The 17550-nt window shown below is 74.8% G+C and carries 11 protein-coding genes; 3 read left to right on the top strand and 8 right to left on the bottom strand.

Annotation, left to right across the window (positions count from 1 at the left end; genetic code table 11):
• Positions 1–339 precede the first annotated feature (339 nt).
• Positions 340–2181, bottom strand: a complete 1842-nt coding sequence (locus V5O46_RS24935; RefSeq protein WP_332886928.1) for a cell division protein PerM — start codon at positions 2179–2181, stop codon at positions 340–342.
• Between the two features lie 141 nt (positions 2182–2322).
• On the opposite strand from V5O46_RS24935, the gene V5O46_RS24930 reads away from it, so the two are divergent.
• Complete coding sequence (locus V5O46_RS24930) at positions 2323–3597, top strand: helix-turn-helix domain-containing protein (RefSeq protein WP_408649050.1); 1275 nt, start codon at positions 2323–2325, stop codon at positions 3595–3597.
• Between the two features lie 259 nt (positions 3598–3856).
• Here the strand turns inward: V5O46_RS24930 and sucD are convergent, their stop codons facing one another.
• The 7 genes from sucD to V5O46_RS24895 all read right to left on the bottom strand — a co-directional run bounded on the left by sucD (position 3857) and on the right by V5O46_RS24895 (position 14147).
• Positions 3857–4741, bottom strand: a complete 885-nt coding sequence (gene sucD, locus V5O46_RS24925; protein ID WP_332886926.1) for a succinate--CoA ligase subunit alpha — start codon at positions 4739–4741, stop codon at positions 3857–3859.
• Between the two features lie 21 nt (positions 4742–4762).
• Positions 4763–5944 (bottom strand): ADP-forming succinate--CoA ligase subunit beta, encoded by a 1182-nt coding sequence (gene sucC / locus V5O46_RS24920; RefSeq protein WP_332886925.1) that lies wholly within the window; start codon positions 5942–5944, stop codon positions 4763–4765.
• Between the two features lie 710 nt (positions 5945–6654).
• Positions 6655–7860: a hypothetical protein gene (locus tag V5O46_RS24915; RefSeq protein ID WP_332886924.1), complete on the bottom strand. Its 1206-nt coding sequence runs from the start codon at positions 7858–7860 to the stop codon at positions 6655–6657.
• Between the two features lie 156 nt (positions 7861–8016).
• Positions 8017–9192: a hypothetical protein gene (locus V5O46_RS24910; RefSeq protein ID WP_332886923.1), complete on the bottom strand. Its 1176-nt coding sequence runs from the start codon at positions 9190–9192 to the stop codon at positions 8017–8019.
• Positions 9193–9384: 192 nt separating this feature from the next.
• On the bottom strand, positions 9385–10548 hold the full coding sequence (locus V5O46_RS24905; protein ID WP_332886922.1) for a VWA domain-containing protein: 1164 nt from the start codon (positions 10546–10548) through the stop codon (positions 9385–9387).
• Positions 10545–12899, bottom strand: coding sequence for a DUF5682 family protein (locus V5O46_RS24900; RefSeq protein WP_332886921.1), 2355 nt, complete (start codon positions 12897–12899; stop codon positions 10545–10547). Before V5O46_RS24900 ends, V5O46_RS24905 begins: the two co-directional genes overlap by 4 nt.
• Before the next feature lie 105 nt (positions 12900–13004).
• Positions 13005–14147, bottom strand: a complete 1143-nt coding sequence (locus V5O46_RS24895; RefSeq protein WP_332886920.1) for an ATP-binding protein — start codon at positions 14145–14147, stop codon at positions 13005–13007.
• Positions 14148–14279: 132 nt separating this feature from the next.
• On the opposite strand from V5O46_RS24895, the gene V5O46_RS24890 reads away from it, so the two are divergent.
• Together V5O46_RS24890 and V5O46_RS24885 are read left to right on the top strand one after the other, a co-directional pair.
• Positions 14280–15626 (top strand): SWIM zinc finger family protein, encoded by a 1347-nt coding sequence (locus tag V5O46_RS24890; protein WP_332886919.1) that lies wholly within the window; start codon positions 14280–14282, stop codon positions 15624–15626.
• A gap of 17 nt (positions 15627–15643) precedes the next feature.
• Positions 15644–17221, top strand: a complete 1578-nt coding sequence (locus V5O46_RS24885) for a DUF5691 domain-containing protein (protein ID WP_332886918.1) — start codon at positions 15644–15646, stop codon at positions 17219–17221.
• Positions 17222–17550 lie beyond the last annotated feature (329 nt).

Genomic DNA, 17550 nt, shown 5'->3' with positions numbered 1-17550 from the left:
GGCGGACCGGGCGCAGCCGAGCCGACTCGGGCGGGATCGGGTCGTGCCCGGATTGCGGCGTCGAGTCCGCTCGGACGAGTCGCGTCGAACCGAGCGAGGTCGAGTCGGACCGGCTGAGTCGGGTCGGACCAGCTGAGTCGGGTCGGACCAGCTGAGTCGGGTCGGGTGAGCCACATCGGACCGGGCGGAGCCCGGTCGGCTGGGTCGGGGGCGGGTCGTGTCCCGGGTGCGGCGTCGATCGGCGTGGCGGTCTCGGGCGGATCCGCGCGTCTCGGGCGGATCCGCGTGTGGAGGGCGCGGTGCCGGGAAGGGACACGCTGATCGGCTTCCGGTGACGGCTCAGGGGTGCCCTGCATCGGGCGGCTCGGGGGCGCGGGGGTTTCTGAGGCCGGTCGGGGGTGTGGGGGTGTTGCGGGGCAGCGGGCCGGTGGGCGGCGGCAGCGGTCGGGTGAGGGGCAGCGGGTCCAGGGGCAGGAAGTCGTACGGCTCGTCGTCGGCCGTCTCCACGCCCGCCGGCGCGTTCGCCGCGGCGCTCTGCCCACGCAGCCGCGGGAGCCCGGCCGCCTGTGCCGGCTTGCGGCGCGGCAGCCGGGCGCCGATCGGCCGAAGCGGCACGAGACGGCGCCACCACCTGGGTGCGTCCGGCGTAGCTCGCCCTGACGTCGATCGCCCTGACGTCGATCGCCCCGAGGCCGGCCGCCCCGACGTCGGCCGGTCCGGAGCCGCGACCTCCGCTGATGCCGCTCCCCCGCCCCGCCTGTCCCGGCACCGCCATGCCCGTACCGCGAGCGCCGCCGGGACCGCCGCCACCAGGGTCCAGGCCAGGGTCGCGCCCCCGGCCTGCCACCACACCGGGCCGAAGCGGGCCAGGGCGGCGACGCCCAGCGGACCGCCCGACACCGCGGCGAGCAGCGCGAGCAGCGCCCCGCACAGCACGGCCGCCAGGACGGCGGCGACCGTGGTCCGCCGGTTCGACCAGGGCACCACGCCGCCGTCGCCGCCGCCTCCGACACCGACAACGCCGTCGCCGTCGCCATCGCCGTCGTACGGCTCCCGCCCTGCGCCCGCGGCCGACCGGCCGGTGAACCAGCCCGCCGTCACCCCGGCCGCCAGCGGCACCGCGCCGGCCGCCCAGTGCAACCATGTGCCCGGTCCCGGCTCCGGCACGGCCGCGAGCAGCGGGAACGGCGGCAGCAGCGGGGCGGGGGCGGAGGAGAGCGGCCCGACCAGATGACCGGTGCCGAGCACGAAGCCGGGGCCGAGGGAGTACGCCGCCGCCCACACCGCCGCGTTCGGCACCAGCGCCAGACAGAGCAGCAGTACCGCGAACTGCCCCGACCAGCCCTCCGCCAGCCGCAGGAAGGACGTGCGAGCCGCCCCGTGGTGCCACAGCAGTGACACCGCCAGCAGCAGCGCCCCGCCGCCGACGAGCACGGCCGTCCCGGCGCACGCGGCGCGCGTCGCGGCGCCCAGACGCGCGTCCGGCTCGACGATCAGCTCCCGCACGCTGCGCGGCAACCGGGCCAGCGCCCGGCCCACCGGTCCGCCGGGACGGCCGAACGCCGTCCACACCCCGGCGCCCGCGGCACCCATGGCGACCAGCGGCAGGCACAACGCCGTCGCTCCCCAGGAAGGCCGCAGCGCCCCGCCGGCCGCGTAGAGGACGACGGGCGCGGCGACGGCGAGATAGCCGAGGACGACACCCGCCCAGGCGACGCGCGCGGAGACCGGCGGCGGCCCGTCGGCCCGACCCGCCGCCGCGCCCAGCCCCACTCCAGGCCCGGAGCCCACGGCCACGCCCGCCCCGGCGTCCGTGGCGTCCCGGGCCGCCCGGTGCACGAGCCACACCGGCAGCAGGACGAGCAGCAGCGGGGTGACGCCGACGGGCGCGGGGACGCCGGAGAGCGTGTCGGCGCGGATCAGTTCCGCGCCGTGTGCCAGCAGCCACAGCGCGGCAGCGACATGCAGCGCGCCGTCGGGTCCGCTGTCGGGGTACGGCGAGCTGATCCACAGCACCATCACGAGCACCGCGAGCGAGGCGATCCCCAGCCCGGCCGCGACCGCACCGTTCAGCAGCCCGGCGGACAGACCGGGCGAGCGGTCGCGCCACCGGGCGCGCAGGCGGGACACCGGCGAGGGGGGCTGCGGTCGGCGAGCGGTCGTCTGGGTCACGCCCGCCATGCTCCCAACGACACGCGCTTTACCGGCGTAACGGGCGAAGAGCCGCTGTGTCGCTCAATATACGTTTATGTTCTTTTCTGAACGCAGCGCACGGAAGGGCGACCGGTGACACGGAGCACTGCGCCCCCGCTGCCTCCCCCCATGGCGCGCCGACACCTGCGTGAGACCGCCTCGCTGACGCGAGGTCAGGTCGCGGCGCGGATGGGCGTCAGCCGAGAGACGGTACGCGCATGGGAGTCCGGCCGCTCGACCCCGCGCGGCCGGAAGAGGGAGGCATACGCGAGGCTGCTGAACACACTGGAGGTGGAGGCGGCCGTGACCGCGACTCAGGTGAAGACCACAGGGGCGGCGGAGGAGCAACGGACGGCCGGAGCGAGCGGTGGCTCACCGACGGCCGTGGCCGCGGGCGCGGACTCCGCTCCGGCGGCCGGAGAAATCGCTGGTGAGGCCGGTGCCGGCACGGAGGCCGGTCGGGAGGCCGGCGCGGCCGGCCCTCCGGCCCCCGTGCCCGCGGGCGACGCCGCCGTCTCCGCCGAGGGCCCGCACGGGCCGGAGCCCGGGTCCGTCCCAGGTTCCGGGCCCGACGCCGAGAACGCGGAGCCCGCCGAGCGGCCCGGCACGCTGACGCCCGCTCAGGCCTTCGACGCGCTCTACGCGTTCTGCGCACCCGCCCTCGTCCGGCAGGCCTACCTGCTGTCCGGCCGCCGTGAGCTGGCGCGCGAGTCGGTCGAGCGGGCCTTTCAACTCGCCTGGGAACGCTGGCCGGAGGTGGCCCGCGACCCGGACCCGGCAGGCTGGGTGCGGGCGGCGGTCTACGAGTACGCGCTCTCCCCCTGGCACCGGTTCCGGCTGCGCCACCGGCATGCCGAGGCTCCGCCCGCCGGCATCTCCGACCGCCTCCTGATGAGAGCGCTGCTCAAGCTCCCGCCGTCGCACCGCCGCACGCTCGTGCTGTACGACGGGGTCGGCCTGGGGCTGGCGGAGACGGCGGCGGAGACGGAGGCGACCACTCCGGCCAGCGCCAACCGTCTGCTGCGGGCCCGGGCGGCCGTCTCGGCCCGGCTGCCCGAGCTGGAGGACCCCCAGGAGCTGCACCGCCGGCTGGCCGAGCTTGCGTCCACCGAGCGGCTGCGCACCGGTAGGCCGCCGTCGGTGCGAGCGGGCAGCGAGCGCCGGGCGCGGTTCTGGACCAGGGCGGCGATCGCCTTCACGGTCGCCCTGGTCGGGGCGACGGCGCTGACGGTGCGCACGGCTCCCACGCAGTACGAGCCGCCGGTGGCCCCGGGCGAGACCGTACGGGGAGTGCCGCCGCGGCAGGCGCCGGGGCCGCTGTCTGATGAGGAGCTTCAGCTGCGGGCCAAGCTCCGCGATGACCTGCAGAGCGGAACGCAGCGGCTGGTCCCGCAGGCCCGGTGACGCGGCCGGGCTGGACCAGTACGGGGAAGGGTCGGCAGGCGGAAGGGCCTGGTGCGCGAAAGATCCGGGCCCGCGGAGAGGCCGGTCGGCGGAAAACCCGGCACGCGGAGAGGCCGGCATGCGAGAAGCCCGGCGCGCGGAGAGGCAGGAAGGCGAAAGGACCGGCATGCAGAGACGCCGGTACGCAGACAGCCCGGCACGCGGAAGGGCCCGCGCCCTCGGTCCGGCCGGGGGTGCGGGCCCTTGAGGCGTGTGCCGCTCAGCCGGCGAGGATCTCGCGGGCCAGCTTCGCCGTCTCCGTCGGGGTCTTGCCGACCTTGACCCCGGCGGCCTCCAGGGCCTCCTTCTTGGCCTGGGCGGTGCCGGAGGAACCGGAGACGATGGCGCCGGCGTGGCCCATGGTCTTGCCCTCGGGCGCGGTGAAGCCCGCGACGTAGCCGACGACCGGCTTGGTCACGTTCTCCTTGATGAAGGCCGCGGCCCGCTCCTCGGCGTCGCCGCCGATCTCACCGATCATGACGATCAGGTCGGTGTCGGGGTCGTCCTGGAAGGCCTTCAGGGCGTCGATGTGGGTGGTGCCGATGATCGGGTCACCGCCGATGCCGACGCAGGTCGAGAAGCCGATGTCACGCAGCTCGTACATCATCTGGTACGTCAGCGTGCCGGACTTCGAGACCAGGCCGATCCGGCCCGGCTTGGTGATGTCGGCCGGGATGATGCCGGCGTTCGACTGACCGGGGGTGATCAGGCCGGGGCAGTTCGGACCGACGATGCGGGTCTTGTTGCCCTTCTTGCCGGCGTACGCCCAGAACGCGGCCGTGTCGTGCACCGCGATGCCCTCGGTGATGACGACCGCGAGCGGGATCTCGGCGTCGATCGCCTCGACGACCGCGTCCTTGGTGAACTTCTCCGGGACGAAGATGACCGTCACGTCGGCGCCGGTCTTCTCGATGGCCTCCTTGACGGTGCCGAAGACCGGTACCTCGGTGCCGTCGAAGTCGACGCTGGTGCCCGCCTTGCGCGGGTTCACGCCACCGACGATGTTGGTACCGGAGGCCAGCATGCGCTTGGTGTGCTTCTGGCCCTCGGAGCCGGTCATGCCCTGGACGATGACCTTGGATTCCTTGGTGAGGAAGATAGCCATGGTGTTCTGTGACCTCGTCCCTTACTTCGCGGCAGCAGCCAGCTCGGCGGCCTTGTCGGCCGCGCCGTCCATGGTGTCCACCTGCTGAACGAGCGGGTGGTTGGCGTCCGTGAGGATCCTGCGGCCGAGCTCGGCGTTGTTGCCGTCGAGACGCACGACCAGCGGCTTGTTGACGTCCTCGCCCTTGCTCTTGAGCAGCTCCAGGGCCTGCACGATGCCGTTGGCCACGGCGTCGCAGGCGGTGATGCCGCCGAAGACGTTGACGAAGACGGACTTGACGTCCGGGTCGCCGAGGATGATCTCCAGGCCGTTCGCCATGACCTCGGCGGAGGCGCCGCCGCCGATGTCCAGGAAGTTGGCGGGCTTGACGTTGCTGTGGGCCTCACCGGCGTACGCGACGACGTCCAGGGTGCTCATGACGAGACCCGCGCCGTTGCCGATGATGCCGACCTCGCCGTCGAGCTTGACGTAGTTGAGGTTCTTCTCCTTGGCCGCGGCCTCGAGCGGGTTGGCCGCAGCCTTGTCGTGGAGCGCCTCGAAGTCGGGGTGACGGAACTCGGCGTTCGCGTCCAGCGACACCTTGCCGTCGAGGGCGAGGACGTCCCCGGAGGCCACCTTGGCCAGCGGGTTGACCTCGACGAGGAGCGCGTCCTCCTTGATGAAGACGTCCCACAGGCTGACCAGGACGTCGGCGATCTTGTCGGCCACCTCGGCCGGGAACTTCGCGGCGGCGACGATCTCGCGGGCCTTCTCCGGCGTCACGCCGTCGATCGCGTCGACCGGGGTCTTGGCGACGGCCTCCGGACGGGTGGCGGCCACCTCCTCGATGTCCACGCCGCCCTCGACGGAGGCGATGGAGAGGAAGGTCCGGTTGGCGCGGTCGAGGAGGAAGGAGACGTAGTACTCCTCGACGATCTCCGGAGCGGTCTCGGCGATCATCACCTTGTGGACCGTGTGGCCCTTGATGTCCATGCCGAGGATGTCCGTCGCGCGGGCGACGGCCTCGTCCGGAGTGGCGGCCAGCTTCACACCACCGGCCTTGCCGCGGCCACCGACCTTGACCTGGGCCTTGACGACGGACTTGCCGCCCAGACGCTCGGTGATCTCGCGCGCCGCCTCGGGCGTGTCGATGACTTCACCGGCCAGCACCGGTACATCGTGCTTGGCGAAGAGGTCCCTCGCCTGGTACTCGAACAGGTCCACGCGCTTCCGTCCCTATCAGTGATCTCGCGGTTCGTTGGATGCGTGGGCGTGCCGCGAAGGGCAACGTGACGTCCGCATGTGTCACAAGGGAGGCGCACACGGTGTCCGAGCGCGCGGCATGTCCGCCTCGCAGGTTATCCCCGCTTGCGGGAGCTCCCTAAATCGAGGGTCACACCTGAGCGGTGATACCTGTCACATGATGCCGACCTCCCCGGCACGCCGTGCCGACGGTGAGGCGGAGCCGGTCTCTGAAGGGGAGGGGCCTCACCGGGCTGGGGTTGACCCGGTGAGGCCGTGGAACACCCCCGGGCGAGCCGCAAGTGCGGCCCGCCGGGGTGCGGGCCGGGCGATCCCCACCCCAATGGGGACCGTCCGGCCCGGTTTCGCGGGGTCCGGCAGGGCGGGGGCCGACGGATTTCGGCCCCCGCCCGCGCGGGTGCTCCGCGAGCTCGGTGCGCCCGGCGGACGACGCCCTCGCCCTGTCGGACGACGCCCTCGCCCGTCGGGCGACGCTCACGGTCGCCGGGCGGTACCACGCCTGCCGGGCGCGGGGTGCGCCTTTCGGACGGGGTGCGCCCAGCAACCGGGATGCGCCCTGGCGGGGTGCGCCCAGCAGGCGGGGTGCGCACGGCGGGCCGGGTGCGCCCGACGGACGAGAGGTGCGCCGAGTTGGCGCGAGGTGCGCCTACCGGGCGAGGTCGGCCGTGCCGTCAGGCGAGGTACGGGCCGGAGAGGTGGGACTCGGCGGGGGCCGAGGTGCCGAACGCGGCGTTCTGCGCGTAGCCCGGGGTGACGGACCAGGCCACGCCCCCGGCGCCGGTGAGCGCGTGGTCCGCCGACGGGCCGCCGGCCCCCCGGACCGTCCCGCCCAGCTCCTGCGCGAACGGGCCGGCCTGTCCGGCGATCCCCTCGGTGAAGGGCACCGCCTCGCCGGCGACGCCGCCCGCGAAGGGCGCCGTGTGCCCCGCGACGCCGTACACCAGCTCGGTGGCGCTGCCGCCGACCCCCCGGGCGACGGGCCGCACGGTCTCGGTGACCGTGTCGACCACCGGCCGCACCGCGCCGTCGACCCCCTCGGCGAACGCCGGAACCTCACCGACCACTCCGCCGGCGAACGGCCCGGCCTGCCCGGCGACGCCCTGCGCGAACGGCGGTACGTCCGCCACCACGCCGCCCGCGAACGGCCGCACGTCGCCCACCACGCCGTACGCCAGCCCGCTCGCGTCCTGGACCGCCTGCCCGGCGACGGGCACCACACCGTCCACGGCGGTGTGCGCGACCGGCGGCAGTACGGCGTCCGCGGGGGCGCCCGTCGCCCGGTCCACCGCATCGGCGGCGACCGGCTGCACGCCGTGCACGGCCTGCGCGGCGACCGCGTGCACGCCGGCGACCGCGTCGGACGCGACCGGAACGGCACCGGCGGCGGCGTGCGCCGCCACCGGCGGGGTGACCGCCTCTGCCGTCTCCTCGACGACCGGGGCCGTCGTGCCGGTGACGTGGCCGGGGACACCTCCGACGGTGTCCTGCGCCGCCGTCGAGGCACGCTCCGCCTCCGGCGCGAACGCGGAGAGGGGACCGAAGAGGTAGTCGATCTCGTCGTCGGCCGTCATGGAGGCGGCGTCGGCGGCCTGGCCGGCCACCTGCCCGGCGGCGTCGGCGGTGTCTCCGACGGCGGAGGTGACGCGCGACTCGGCTTCTGTGGTGGTGTCGATCTCCGTGGTGGTGTCGATCGCGGTCCGGGTGGCCTCGTCGGCCTGCTGCCGGGTCTGCTGTGCCTGGTCCGTCGTCGCGTCCGGGACGGAGACGGGGGCGGGGACGGCGGGCTGCTCGTCGGCGCTCGCCACGCTGGAGCCCAGCGCCCAGGCCCCGGTGACACCAGCGGCTATGACGATGGACCGGCGGATGTTCTTGTTCATGAGTACGTCAGGATCCTCGAGATGGGGGACATTTCCGCGCCGGGCCGGGTACGGCTCCGGCGGCCACCGCCCGGAGAAGGGAAGGGCTCCGGACGGGAGGGCAGACCTCTTCCGCCCCCGCGCGGCAGGTCTGCGGCGGGGGTAGGGGTCCGAGCCCTAGGCGGGGGAAACGGGAATGTCCCGGTACCGGTCCTTGGTCTCGGCCGCGTCGGCACGCACGACGGCGCCGGGCACGAGGAGCAGCGGAACCCGGTGGTGGAGCGTGACGGCGTGTGCGTCGCCGTGCCGCGGCGTGCCGTTGTCGGCCGCGGAGCGGTGGCCCAGCTCGCCGTCCGGATCGCCGGACGGCGCATGCCGGACCGGAGCGGGGTGGGTGAGGCCGCGACCGTCGGTGCTGTGGCCGCCGTCGCCGCGCTGGTCGCCGTGGCGCCCGTGGCCGGCGAACCGCGGCCCGTATACGGCACCGCCCGCCCCGGCCGCCTGTCTGCCGGCGGTCTGGGGGGTGGAGCCCGGGGCGCGGTCGCCGTCGGCGGCGATACGGGCGACGTCGGAGCCCTCGTCGCCTGTGGCCGGCGAGGTCACCGGCTCCGGTGTCGGGGCTGTCGGGCCGGCCGGCGCGGGCAGCGGCACCGCGGGGATCCGCTCGGCGTCGGGCAGTGCCGGGAGGTCCGGGAAACCCGGGAGAGTCGGGAGATCCGGGAGCCTCGGAAGCAGCGGGTGCGGGTGCTCGCCCGCCCCGGGCAGCAGCGCGTCACCGCCCGACGAACCGGGCAGGACACCGGACTCGCCGACCCGCTTGGCCGGTTCGGACAGCGCGAGGATGTCCTGCAGCCCGGGAAGGGCCGCGGCGGAAGGCGCGTCGGGCCTGGTCACCCGGTCGGAACGGCCGACGCCGTCGGAACGGCCGGCCCCGTCGGAACGGTCAAGCCCCGCAGCGGGTACCGGCTGCCCCAGCGGAGCGACCGCCGCCTCGCGCAGCGGCTCCGCCGGGTCAACGACCGGCCGCGCCCAGCGCTCACGTGCCCGGGTGCGCTCCTCGCCGCCCCGGGAGGAGCGGCCGACGGAATCGGAGCCGCTCACGGAGTGGGAGCCGCTCAGGATGCGAACGGCCTGCTCGGCCACGGTCGCCCCCGTCGACGACGTCACCGAGGCCACCCCGGTGGCCCCGGTGGCCCCGGTGGCCCGACCGTCGGCCGCCTCTGCCCGCTCTGCGCAGCACAGGCCGAGCGCGACAACCGCACCCACCAGCAGCACGAACTGGAGCGCACGCCGCCCGGCCGCTGTGCGCAGCACGCGCACAGCGGCATCGGGCAGAGCGGCTGACCAGGTCACGAGGGGGAGTTCCTCCCGGGTGGTGGAGCGAGGCTGCATTGGGGCGGCAAACCGCCGACGGTCGCCGATCCTTGCACGGGACGCCCGATGTTGCGCAAGCCCCCGGTTACCGATGGGTAGTCATATCCGTTTTTCCGGGAGGAGCCGGGCGACGAGGCATCGACATGTCGTCACGCATCGCGCGCCCGGCCGTCATGCCGTGTCCGGTACCGGAAGCGGGCGCTTCTCTATCGCCGCCGCCATCACCTCGGGGAAGTGATCGGGGGTGCAGGCGAAGGCCGGTGCGCCCAGACCGGCGAGCGCGGCGGCGTGTTCCCGGTCGTAGGCAGGTGCGCCTTCGTCGGACAGCGCCAGCAGCGTCACGAACTGGACTCCCGACGCCTTCATCGCCGCGACCCGCTTCAGCATCTCGTTCCGTATCCCCCCTTCGTAGAGGTCGCTGATCAGCACCACCACGGTCTCCGTGGGCCGGGTGATCTGCGACTGGCAGTACGCCAGCGCCCGGTTGATGTCCGTGCCGCCGCCCAGCTGGGTGCCGAACAGCACGTCCACCGGGTCGTCGAGCTGGTCGGTGAGGTCGACCACCGCCGTGTCGAAGACGACGAGCCGGGTGCTGATCGACCGCATGGAGGCCAGCACCGCCCCGAACACCGACGCGTACACCACCGACGCCGCCATCGACCCGGACTGGTCGATGCAGAGGATCACCTCCTTCTTCACCGACTGCGACGCCCGCCCGTATCCGATGAGCCGCTCGGGCACGACCGTCCGGTACTCCGGCAGATAGTGCTTGAGGTTGGCCGCGATGGTGCGGTTCCAGTCGATGTCGTGGTGCCGGGGCCGGCTGACCCGGGCGCTGCGGTCGAGGGCTCCGGTGAGAGTGGCCCGGGTGCGGGTGGCGAGCCGCTTCTCCAGGTCCTCGACGACCTTGCGCACGACCGCCCGTGCCGTCTCCTTGGTGGTCTCCGGCATCGCCTTGTTGAGCGACAGCAGGGTGCCGACGAGATGCACGTCTGCCTCGACCGCCTCGAGCATCTCCGGTTCCAGCAGCAGGGCGGCGAGGCCGAGCCGGTCGATGGCGTCCCGCTGCATGATCCGGACTACCGAGGACGGGAAGTAGGTGCGGACGTCCCCCAGCCAGCGCGCCACGGAGGGCGCGGAGGCGCCCAGCCCTGCCGAACGATCGCGCGACGTCCGCGGTCTGTCCCCCTTGCCGTAGAGCGCGGTGAGCGCCCCGTCCATCGCGGCGTCCTGCCCGGACAGCGCGCAACCGGTGCCGTCGGCGGGCTCGCCGCCGAGCACGAGCCGCCACCGCCGCAGCCGCTCCTGCGCTGCGTCCATCGACCCGACCGTCATGTCCCCGCCCCCACAAGTTCGTTGTCGTCGGTGTCCAGTCCGAGCAGCAGCCGGACCACGGGCAGCACGGCGTCCGCCCGCTCCGTGTCGGGCTCCGCGGCGAAGCCGGGCACACCGGTCCCGGCATCGGCCGCCCTGCCCACCGCCCCCGGTCCGCGACGGACCAGCTCGCCGAGGCTGCGGCGCACCCCCGGCTCGTACGCCGAGAAGGTGCGCCGCAGCAGCGGCAGGACGTCCGTGAACGCCTCCGCGGGGACGCCCGTCATCCAGGCGTCGACCAGGCCCAGCAGCCGCTCGTCATGGACGAGCAGCAGGCCGCCGCCGGAGCCGCCGCCGACGAAACCCTCGATCCAGGCGGCGGCGTCCGCTGGAGGGGTCCCCGGGGAGAGGACCAGGCCCATCAGCCGCGCCGCTTCCGGTGGCGCCAGCTCCCCGTCGTCCAGCAGCAGCCGCACGGCGCGGCCCCGGACGACACCGGGCACGGTGTCCCGCGCGGACAGCGTCCGCAGCACCGCACGCCAGCGGCCGCGCAGGCCGTCACGGTCGGGTGGGTGGGCGCCGCCCAGCAGCCCGACCGCCCCGTGCACGGCGTCCACATGACGCCGCATCTCCTCCGCCGCGTCCGCGTCCAGAGCGGCGCAGGCCGGGGGTAGGCCGACGAAGACCCGTTCGGCGAGGCCCGCGGCGACCTCGGTCAGCGCCGCCGTGTCCGTGCCGCGTACGTCGCCGTAGCGCAGCGAGCGGACGAGGGCCGGCAGGGCCTGGGCGAGGTGGCCGACGTCGCTGTCCAGCGCTGCCCGGTCGGCGAGGATCCGCATCACCGTGGGCAGTGCGTCGGTCAGTTCGGCCAGCAGGCAGTGCTCGGCGAGCGCGGTGATCTCGACGATGCCGGGTGTGGCGACGGCGTCCGTCTCGGCCCTGGCGGTCGCGGCGGCGAGCACGGTGGTGCCCCACACCCCGGCCTCGGCGACCCGGACCGACAGCTCCGGCTCCCAGCGCAGCCGCCAGGTCTCCCGGAAGGTGCCCGTGCTGCCGCGGGACGCGGACGGTTCGCCCCAGTCGATGCCGAGCAGCCGCAGTCGGTGCAGCAGTCTGCTGCGGCCCGCGTCGGTCTCCTTGCGCAGGTCCAGCTCCAGCTCCCGCTCCAGCGCCTCCGGCTTGAGCCGCAGCCGCCGCTGGAGCCGGGTCAGGTCCCGCTGCAGCGGCACCGCGGGCGCCGCCGACGGCACCTCGCCCAGCACGTCCCCGACGACCAGCCGGTCGTGCACCAGCGCCAGCGGGACGTCCGAGCCCTCGCACATCACCGCCCGCACGGCGTCCGTGGTCTCGCTCAGGCCCGGGAGCGGCCGGCCGCGCATCGCGGCGAGCGTCTCGGCCAGCCGCACCGCCTCGATGACATGCGCCGAGGAGACGGCGCGGTCCTCCTCCCGCAGCAGACCCGCCACCTTGGTCAGCCAGCGCTCGACGGGGCGGTCCGGCGCGCCGAACAGATGGCCGTACCAGCCCGGAGAGGCGATACCCGCCCCGTAGCCGCCGACGCGGGACAGCCTGCGGTGCGTCCAGGGCACCCAGGTCATGTCGGTCCTGACCTTGGGCAGCCCCTTCAGCAGCGCCCGGTCGGCGGCGACGGCGGCCTTCCGGCGCAGCGCGGGCACATGCCACGCCCCGCACACCACGGCGACGCCGTCGGTGAACTCCCGCTGCGCCGCCCGCACCCGGAGCCGCATATGGGCCTCGCGGACGAGATCCCGGTCGTGGCCCCCGCTGCCGTAGGTCTCGCGCAGCGCCGCCATCGCCTCCTCCAGCACGGCGAACGGCGCGAACGGGTCCCCCTTCCCCGCGCCGCGGTGCTCGACGACGTCCTCCCACCAGCGCTCCGGGTCGTCGTACCCGGCGACGTCGGCGAGCGCTGCCAGCGGATCGAGCCGGACTCCGGACGGACCCGGCTCCCCCGCCGCACCCTCCGTCTCCGGCTCGTCCGGGACGGAGGGTGCCTCCCATGCCAGCGTGTGTGCGGCCGGCAGGTCGATGAAGCGGGCCGGCACACCCTGCTCCAGGGCCCAGCGGATGGCGACCCACTCCGGGGAGAACTCGGCCAGCGGCCAGAACGCCGAGCGGCCGGGCTCGTCCACGGCGTGCGCGAGCAGGGCGACCGGCGGGCGCAGCTCCGCGTCGCCGGCCAGCGGCACCAGGGCATCGGCCTCGGGCGGGCCCTCGATCAGCACCACCCGGGGCCGGGCCGCGTCCAGGGCGGCCCGGACCGCACGCGCCGACCCCGGCCCGTGGTGGCGCACACCGAGGAGCAGCGGCGCCGCGGCTCCTCCGCCGCCTCGGCGGTCACTGCCCGTCACACCGTCCCCTTCCCCTGGCTCCCCGGCGCGTCCACGTCGAGTCGTCCTTGTCGTCCCCGCTCCGTCCGCCCGCGGCGCCGACGGCCGGAAGCCGCTCGCGGCCGGTCATGCGCTCACCTCCCGGCAGGCGCGGTAGAAGTCCTTCCAGCCGTCGCGCTCGCGGACGACCGTCTCCAGGTACTCCTGCCAGATCACGCGGTCGGCCGCCGGGTCGCGGACGACGGCACCGAGGATGCCGGCGGCGACGTCGCCGGGCCGCAGCACGCCGTCGCCGAAGTGGGCGGCGAGTGCCAGGCCGTTGGTCACCACGGAGATGGCCTCGGCCGTGGACAGCGTGCCGCTGGGCGACTTCAGCTTGGTCCGCCCGTCGGTGGTCACCCCGTCGCGCAGCTCGCGGAAGACCGTCACGACCCGGCGGATCTCGTCGATCCCGTCGGGCACCGACGGCAGGTCGAGGGAGCGGCCGAGCTGGTCGACCCGGCGCGAGACGATGTCGACCTCGGCGTCGGGGCTCTCGGGCAGCGGCAGCACCACCGTGTTGAAGCGGCGGCGAAGCGCGCTGGACAGGTCGTTGACGCCCCGGTCGCGGTCGTTGGCCGTGGCGATCACGTTGAACCCGCGGACCGCCTGCACCTCCTGGCCCAGCTCCGGTATCGGCAGCGTCTTCTCCGACAGGATCGTGATGAGCGTGTCCTGTACGTCGGCCGGGATCCGGGTCAGCTCCTCCACCCGGGCGGTCATCCCCTCCGCCATGGCCCGCATGACCGGGCTGGGCACGAGGGCGTCCCGGCTCGGCCCGTGCGCGAGCAGCTGCGCGTAGTTCCAGCCGTAGCGGATGGCCTCCTCGGGCGTACCGGCAGTGCCCTGCACCAGCAGCGTCGAGTCGCCGCTGACCGCCGCGGCCAGATGCTCGGACACCCAGGTCTTCGCGGTGCCGGGGACGCCCAGCAGAAGCAGCGCGCGATCGGTGGCCAGCGTGGTGACGGCGACCTCGACGATGCGGCGCGGCCCCACGTACTTCGGTGTGATCACGGTCCCGTCGGACAGGGTGCCGCCGAGCAGGTACAGGGCGACCGCCCACGGCGACAGCTTCCAGCGGGCCGGGCGCGGCCGGTCGTCCTGGGCGGCCAGCGCGGCGAGTTCGGCGGCGAAGGCGTCTTCGGCGTGCGGCCGCAGCGCCTCCGCGGCCCCGGGCGCGGACCCGTTCTGGTGTGCGTCGACAGATGTCGGTTCAACGGACACAGGCATGGCTGAGTCCCCCTCCAGCTCGGCCGGTTCGGATCTGGTGTCCACCGTGCACCACGCCACTGACAATCGCTCTGACCTGTACAAATGCCTTCCCGAAGCCGATTGTCAGTGGGTGGGCCTACCTTCGACGGCATGACTCAGCAGGGGGTGCGCTGGACCGCGGACCAGGTGCTGGCACTGGCACCTGACCCCGCGTCACGCAAAGCGGGAAGCAAACTCGGCGCGGCCGGGCCGTGGTCCGAGACGGGGAGTTCCGACGAAGGGACGGTGTGGGGGCTGTGCAGGGGCAGCGGCAGCAAGCCGTATCAAACGGTCATCGACGTGGCGGACGTGGCGGGGCCCGCGTACAAGTGCTCCTGCCCGAGCCGGAAGTTCCCGTGCAAACACGCGCTCGGGCTGCTGCTGCTCTGGTCCGAAGGACCCGCCGCGGTCCCGGTGGCACAGCAGCCACCGGACTGGGCGGACCAGTGGATCACGGCGCGCCGCAGGCGCACGGAACAGAAGCAGTCGGCCGACGCTTCCGGCTCCGCCGCCCCCGCCGACCCGGAGGCGGCCCGGCGCCGGGCGGAGCGCCGCGCCGAGCGGATCACGGCGGGCGCCACCGAGTTGGAGCAGCGCCTGGCGGATCTGCTCCGCAGCGGCCTGGCCGGTGCGGAGCAGTCCGGGTACGGGCTGTGGGAGGAGACGGCGGCCCGCATGGTCGACGCCCAGGCCTCCGGACTGGCGGCGCGGGTCCGGGAGCTGGGTGCCATCCCGTCGTCCGGCCCCGGCTGGCCGTCCCGGCTGCTGGAGGAGTGCGCCCTGCTCCACCTGCTCGACCAGGGCTGGCTGCGCCACGAGCGGCTGCCGGCCGGCCTGGCGGCCACCGTGCGCGCCCGGGTCGGCCTGCCCGCCCCGTCGGACGGCCCGCCCGTCCGTGACCACTGGTTGGTCCTGGCCCAGTACGACACGGCGGACGCGCGCCTGACCACCCGGCGCATCTGGCTGTACGGCCCCGAGGCGGACCACACCGCGCTGCTCCTCTCTTACGGTGCCGCGGGCCGCGCCCCGGAGCTCGCCCTGCCGGTGGGCCTGGCCCTGGACTCCGAAATACTCCCCGGCACGGGACAACGGGCCTCGCTGGGACGGCGTTTCGCCGCGCCCACGCCCGCAGACGTCCGCCCGCCGGGCCTGACCACCACACAGGCGGTCACCCGCTACGGCACGGCACTCCGCGACGACCCGTGGTTGGACTCGGTGCCCGTCACCCTCGGCCGGGTCATACCTGCCCCGGACGGCGACTCCTGGCAACTTGCGGACGCCGACGCGGACACAGCCCTGCCGCTGACCCCAGCCGCCCGCAACCGACCCGGCCTGTGGCGTCTCGTCGCCCTGTCCGGAGGCGCGCCCGTCACGGTCTTCGGCGAGTGCGGACACCGCGGCTTCACCCCGCTGACGGCCTGGCCGACCGGCCCCGGCCCCGCGGTGCCGCTGTGCTGACCACGGAAAGGACCAGCATGCCCCCATCAGCCACCTGGGAGGACCTCGTCACCGCCGCCCTGCTGGGCACGGACCGGCGCACTCCCCCTGGCCTGCCGGCCGGCGAAACCGTGTCGGCGGCCCTGCTGGACACGGCGGCCGTGGAGACCGTCCGCAGGCGGTCCGGCCTGCGTCCCGGCCACCCGGCCGACCGCCCGGCACCTGCCCCCGCCGACCCGCGCCCGCCCCTACCCGCCGCCGCGGCCCGCAGACTGTCGATGCTGCTCGCCGACCAATCCGCCGGCACCGGCAGCCGAGGCACGGCACCGGACCTGAGGGAACTGCTCCCCCAGTGGCTGGCGACGGCGAACACCCGCGGCTACGCGGCTCCTCCGGAGACCCTGCCGGCCCTGCTGGACGCGGCCCGGGGCCGGACGGATCTGCGCCCGGCCGCGCTGGCCTTCGCCGGACCGCGCGCGCTGTGGCTGGCCCGCCTCAACCCGGACTGGCGTTTCGCCCTGCGCACCGCACCCGGCTCCGGGCTCCCGGACCCCGAGGACCCCTCCCGTACGCGACGCATCTGGCAGGAAGGTCTGTTCGCCGAGCGGGTGGCCCTCCTCTCCTCCCTCCGTTCCCACGACCCCGAGGCGGCCCGTGAGCTGCTCTCCTCGACCTGGACGTCGGAGCGGGCAGAGGACCGCCTGATGTTCCTCGACTCCCTGCGCACGGCCCTGGGCCCACAGGACGAGCCCTTCCTCGAACAGGCCCTGTCCGACCGCAGCCGCAACGTACGGACGACCGCCGCGGAGCTGCTCTCCGCCCTGCCCGGCTCGTCCCTTGCCGCCCGGATGGCCGCGCGAGCCGTCACCTGCGTCGCGGTCGACCGGACCGGGGCCACGCCGACGATCAGCGTGGAGGCGCCGCACGAGTGTGACGCCGCCATGGAACGCGACGGCGTCGCGCCGAAGCCGCCCGCGGGCCGGGGCGAACGGTCCTGGTGGCTGGGCCAGTTGGTGGAAGCCGCCCCGCTCTCCGCCTGGCCGGCGCGGCTCGGCGGGCACACACCGGACGGCATCGTCGCCCTCCCGGTGGCGGACGACTGGCAGGGCGAACTGCACGCGGCGTGGTGCCGGGCCGCCGTGCGGCAGCGGAACGCCGAGTGGGCGAGGGCGCTGCTCGGCTCACCGAGGGCGCCCGAGGCCGGCGGTCCAGGAGCGGTGTCACTGGCCGAACGCGCCGGACTGCTCGGCACGCTCGACCCGGACGAACGGTCGGCATGGGTAGCCGGATTCATCGAGACACACGGCCTGTCGGAGGCGTTCCAACTGCTCGGGGTGTGCAGGGTGCCGTGGACGGCATCACTCGGGCGAGCCGTCGTGGACGCACTCAACATCGCGCGTGACGCGGGTAGTTATCCCTGGAGTTTCAGTGGGGTGATGGGCCTGGCGGAGCGCTGCCTCGACCCCTCCGAGGCGGGCCGCCTCGACGCGCTGCTGGCGGTACCTGATGAACGGGACGACGCGTCACCCGGCGCCGGCGGCTACTGGGCGGAGGCGTTCCAGCGCCTCGTCACGACGCTGCGGCTGCGCGCGGCGATGCTGGAGGAGCTGCGCTGACCATCGCCGGTTCACCCGGCACGAGAGTGCCCCTCCCGGCGTACGCTCCCGGCCCACCAGCACCGCCCGCTCGGGGTGAACACCGACCCCCAGCCCGCGGAGCGACGGGAACCGGCGCTGCGGTGGCCGTGGGGGGTGGGGTTGCGCGGCCCGGCGTAGTCGGGGTGCCGCCCGCGCCTACCCGTGCCGCCCCTGGGGGTACCTCCCGGGCCGTTCAGGCTGGGGGAGGCGCGACTGCCCGCGGCTGGGCGGGGCCCGCCGCACGCGCGGGTGGGTGGGCGGCGCGCCGGTTGCCAGGCGCCCGGGGCCTGGCGAGGGGCGGGCCCGCA

This window comes from Streptomyces poriticola (assembly GCF_036689765.1).
Taxonomy (GTDB): domain Bacteria; phylum Actinomycetota; class Actinomycetes; order Streptomycetales; family Streptomycetaceae; genus Streptomyces; species Streptomyces poriticola.
This window is presented reverse-complemented; position numbering and strand designations above follow the sequence as displayed.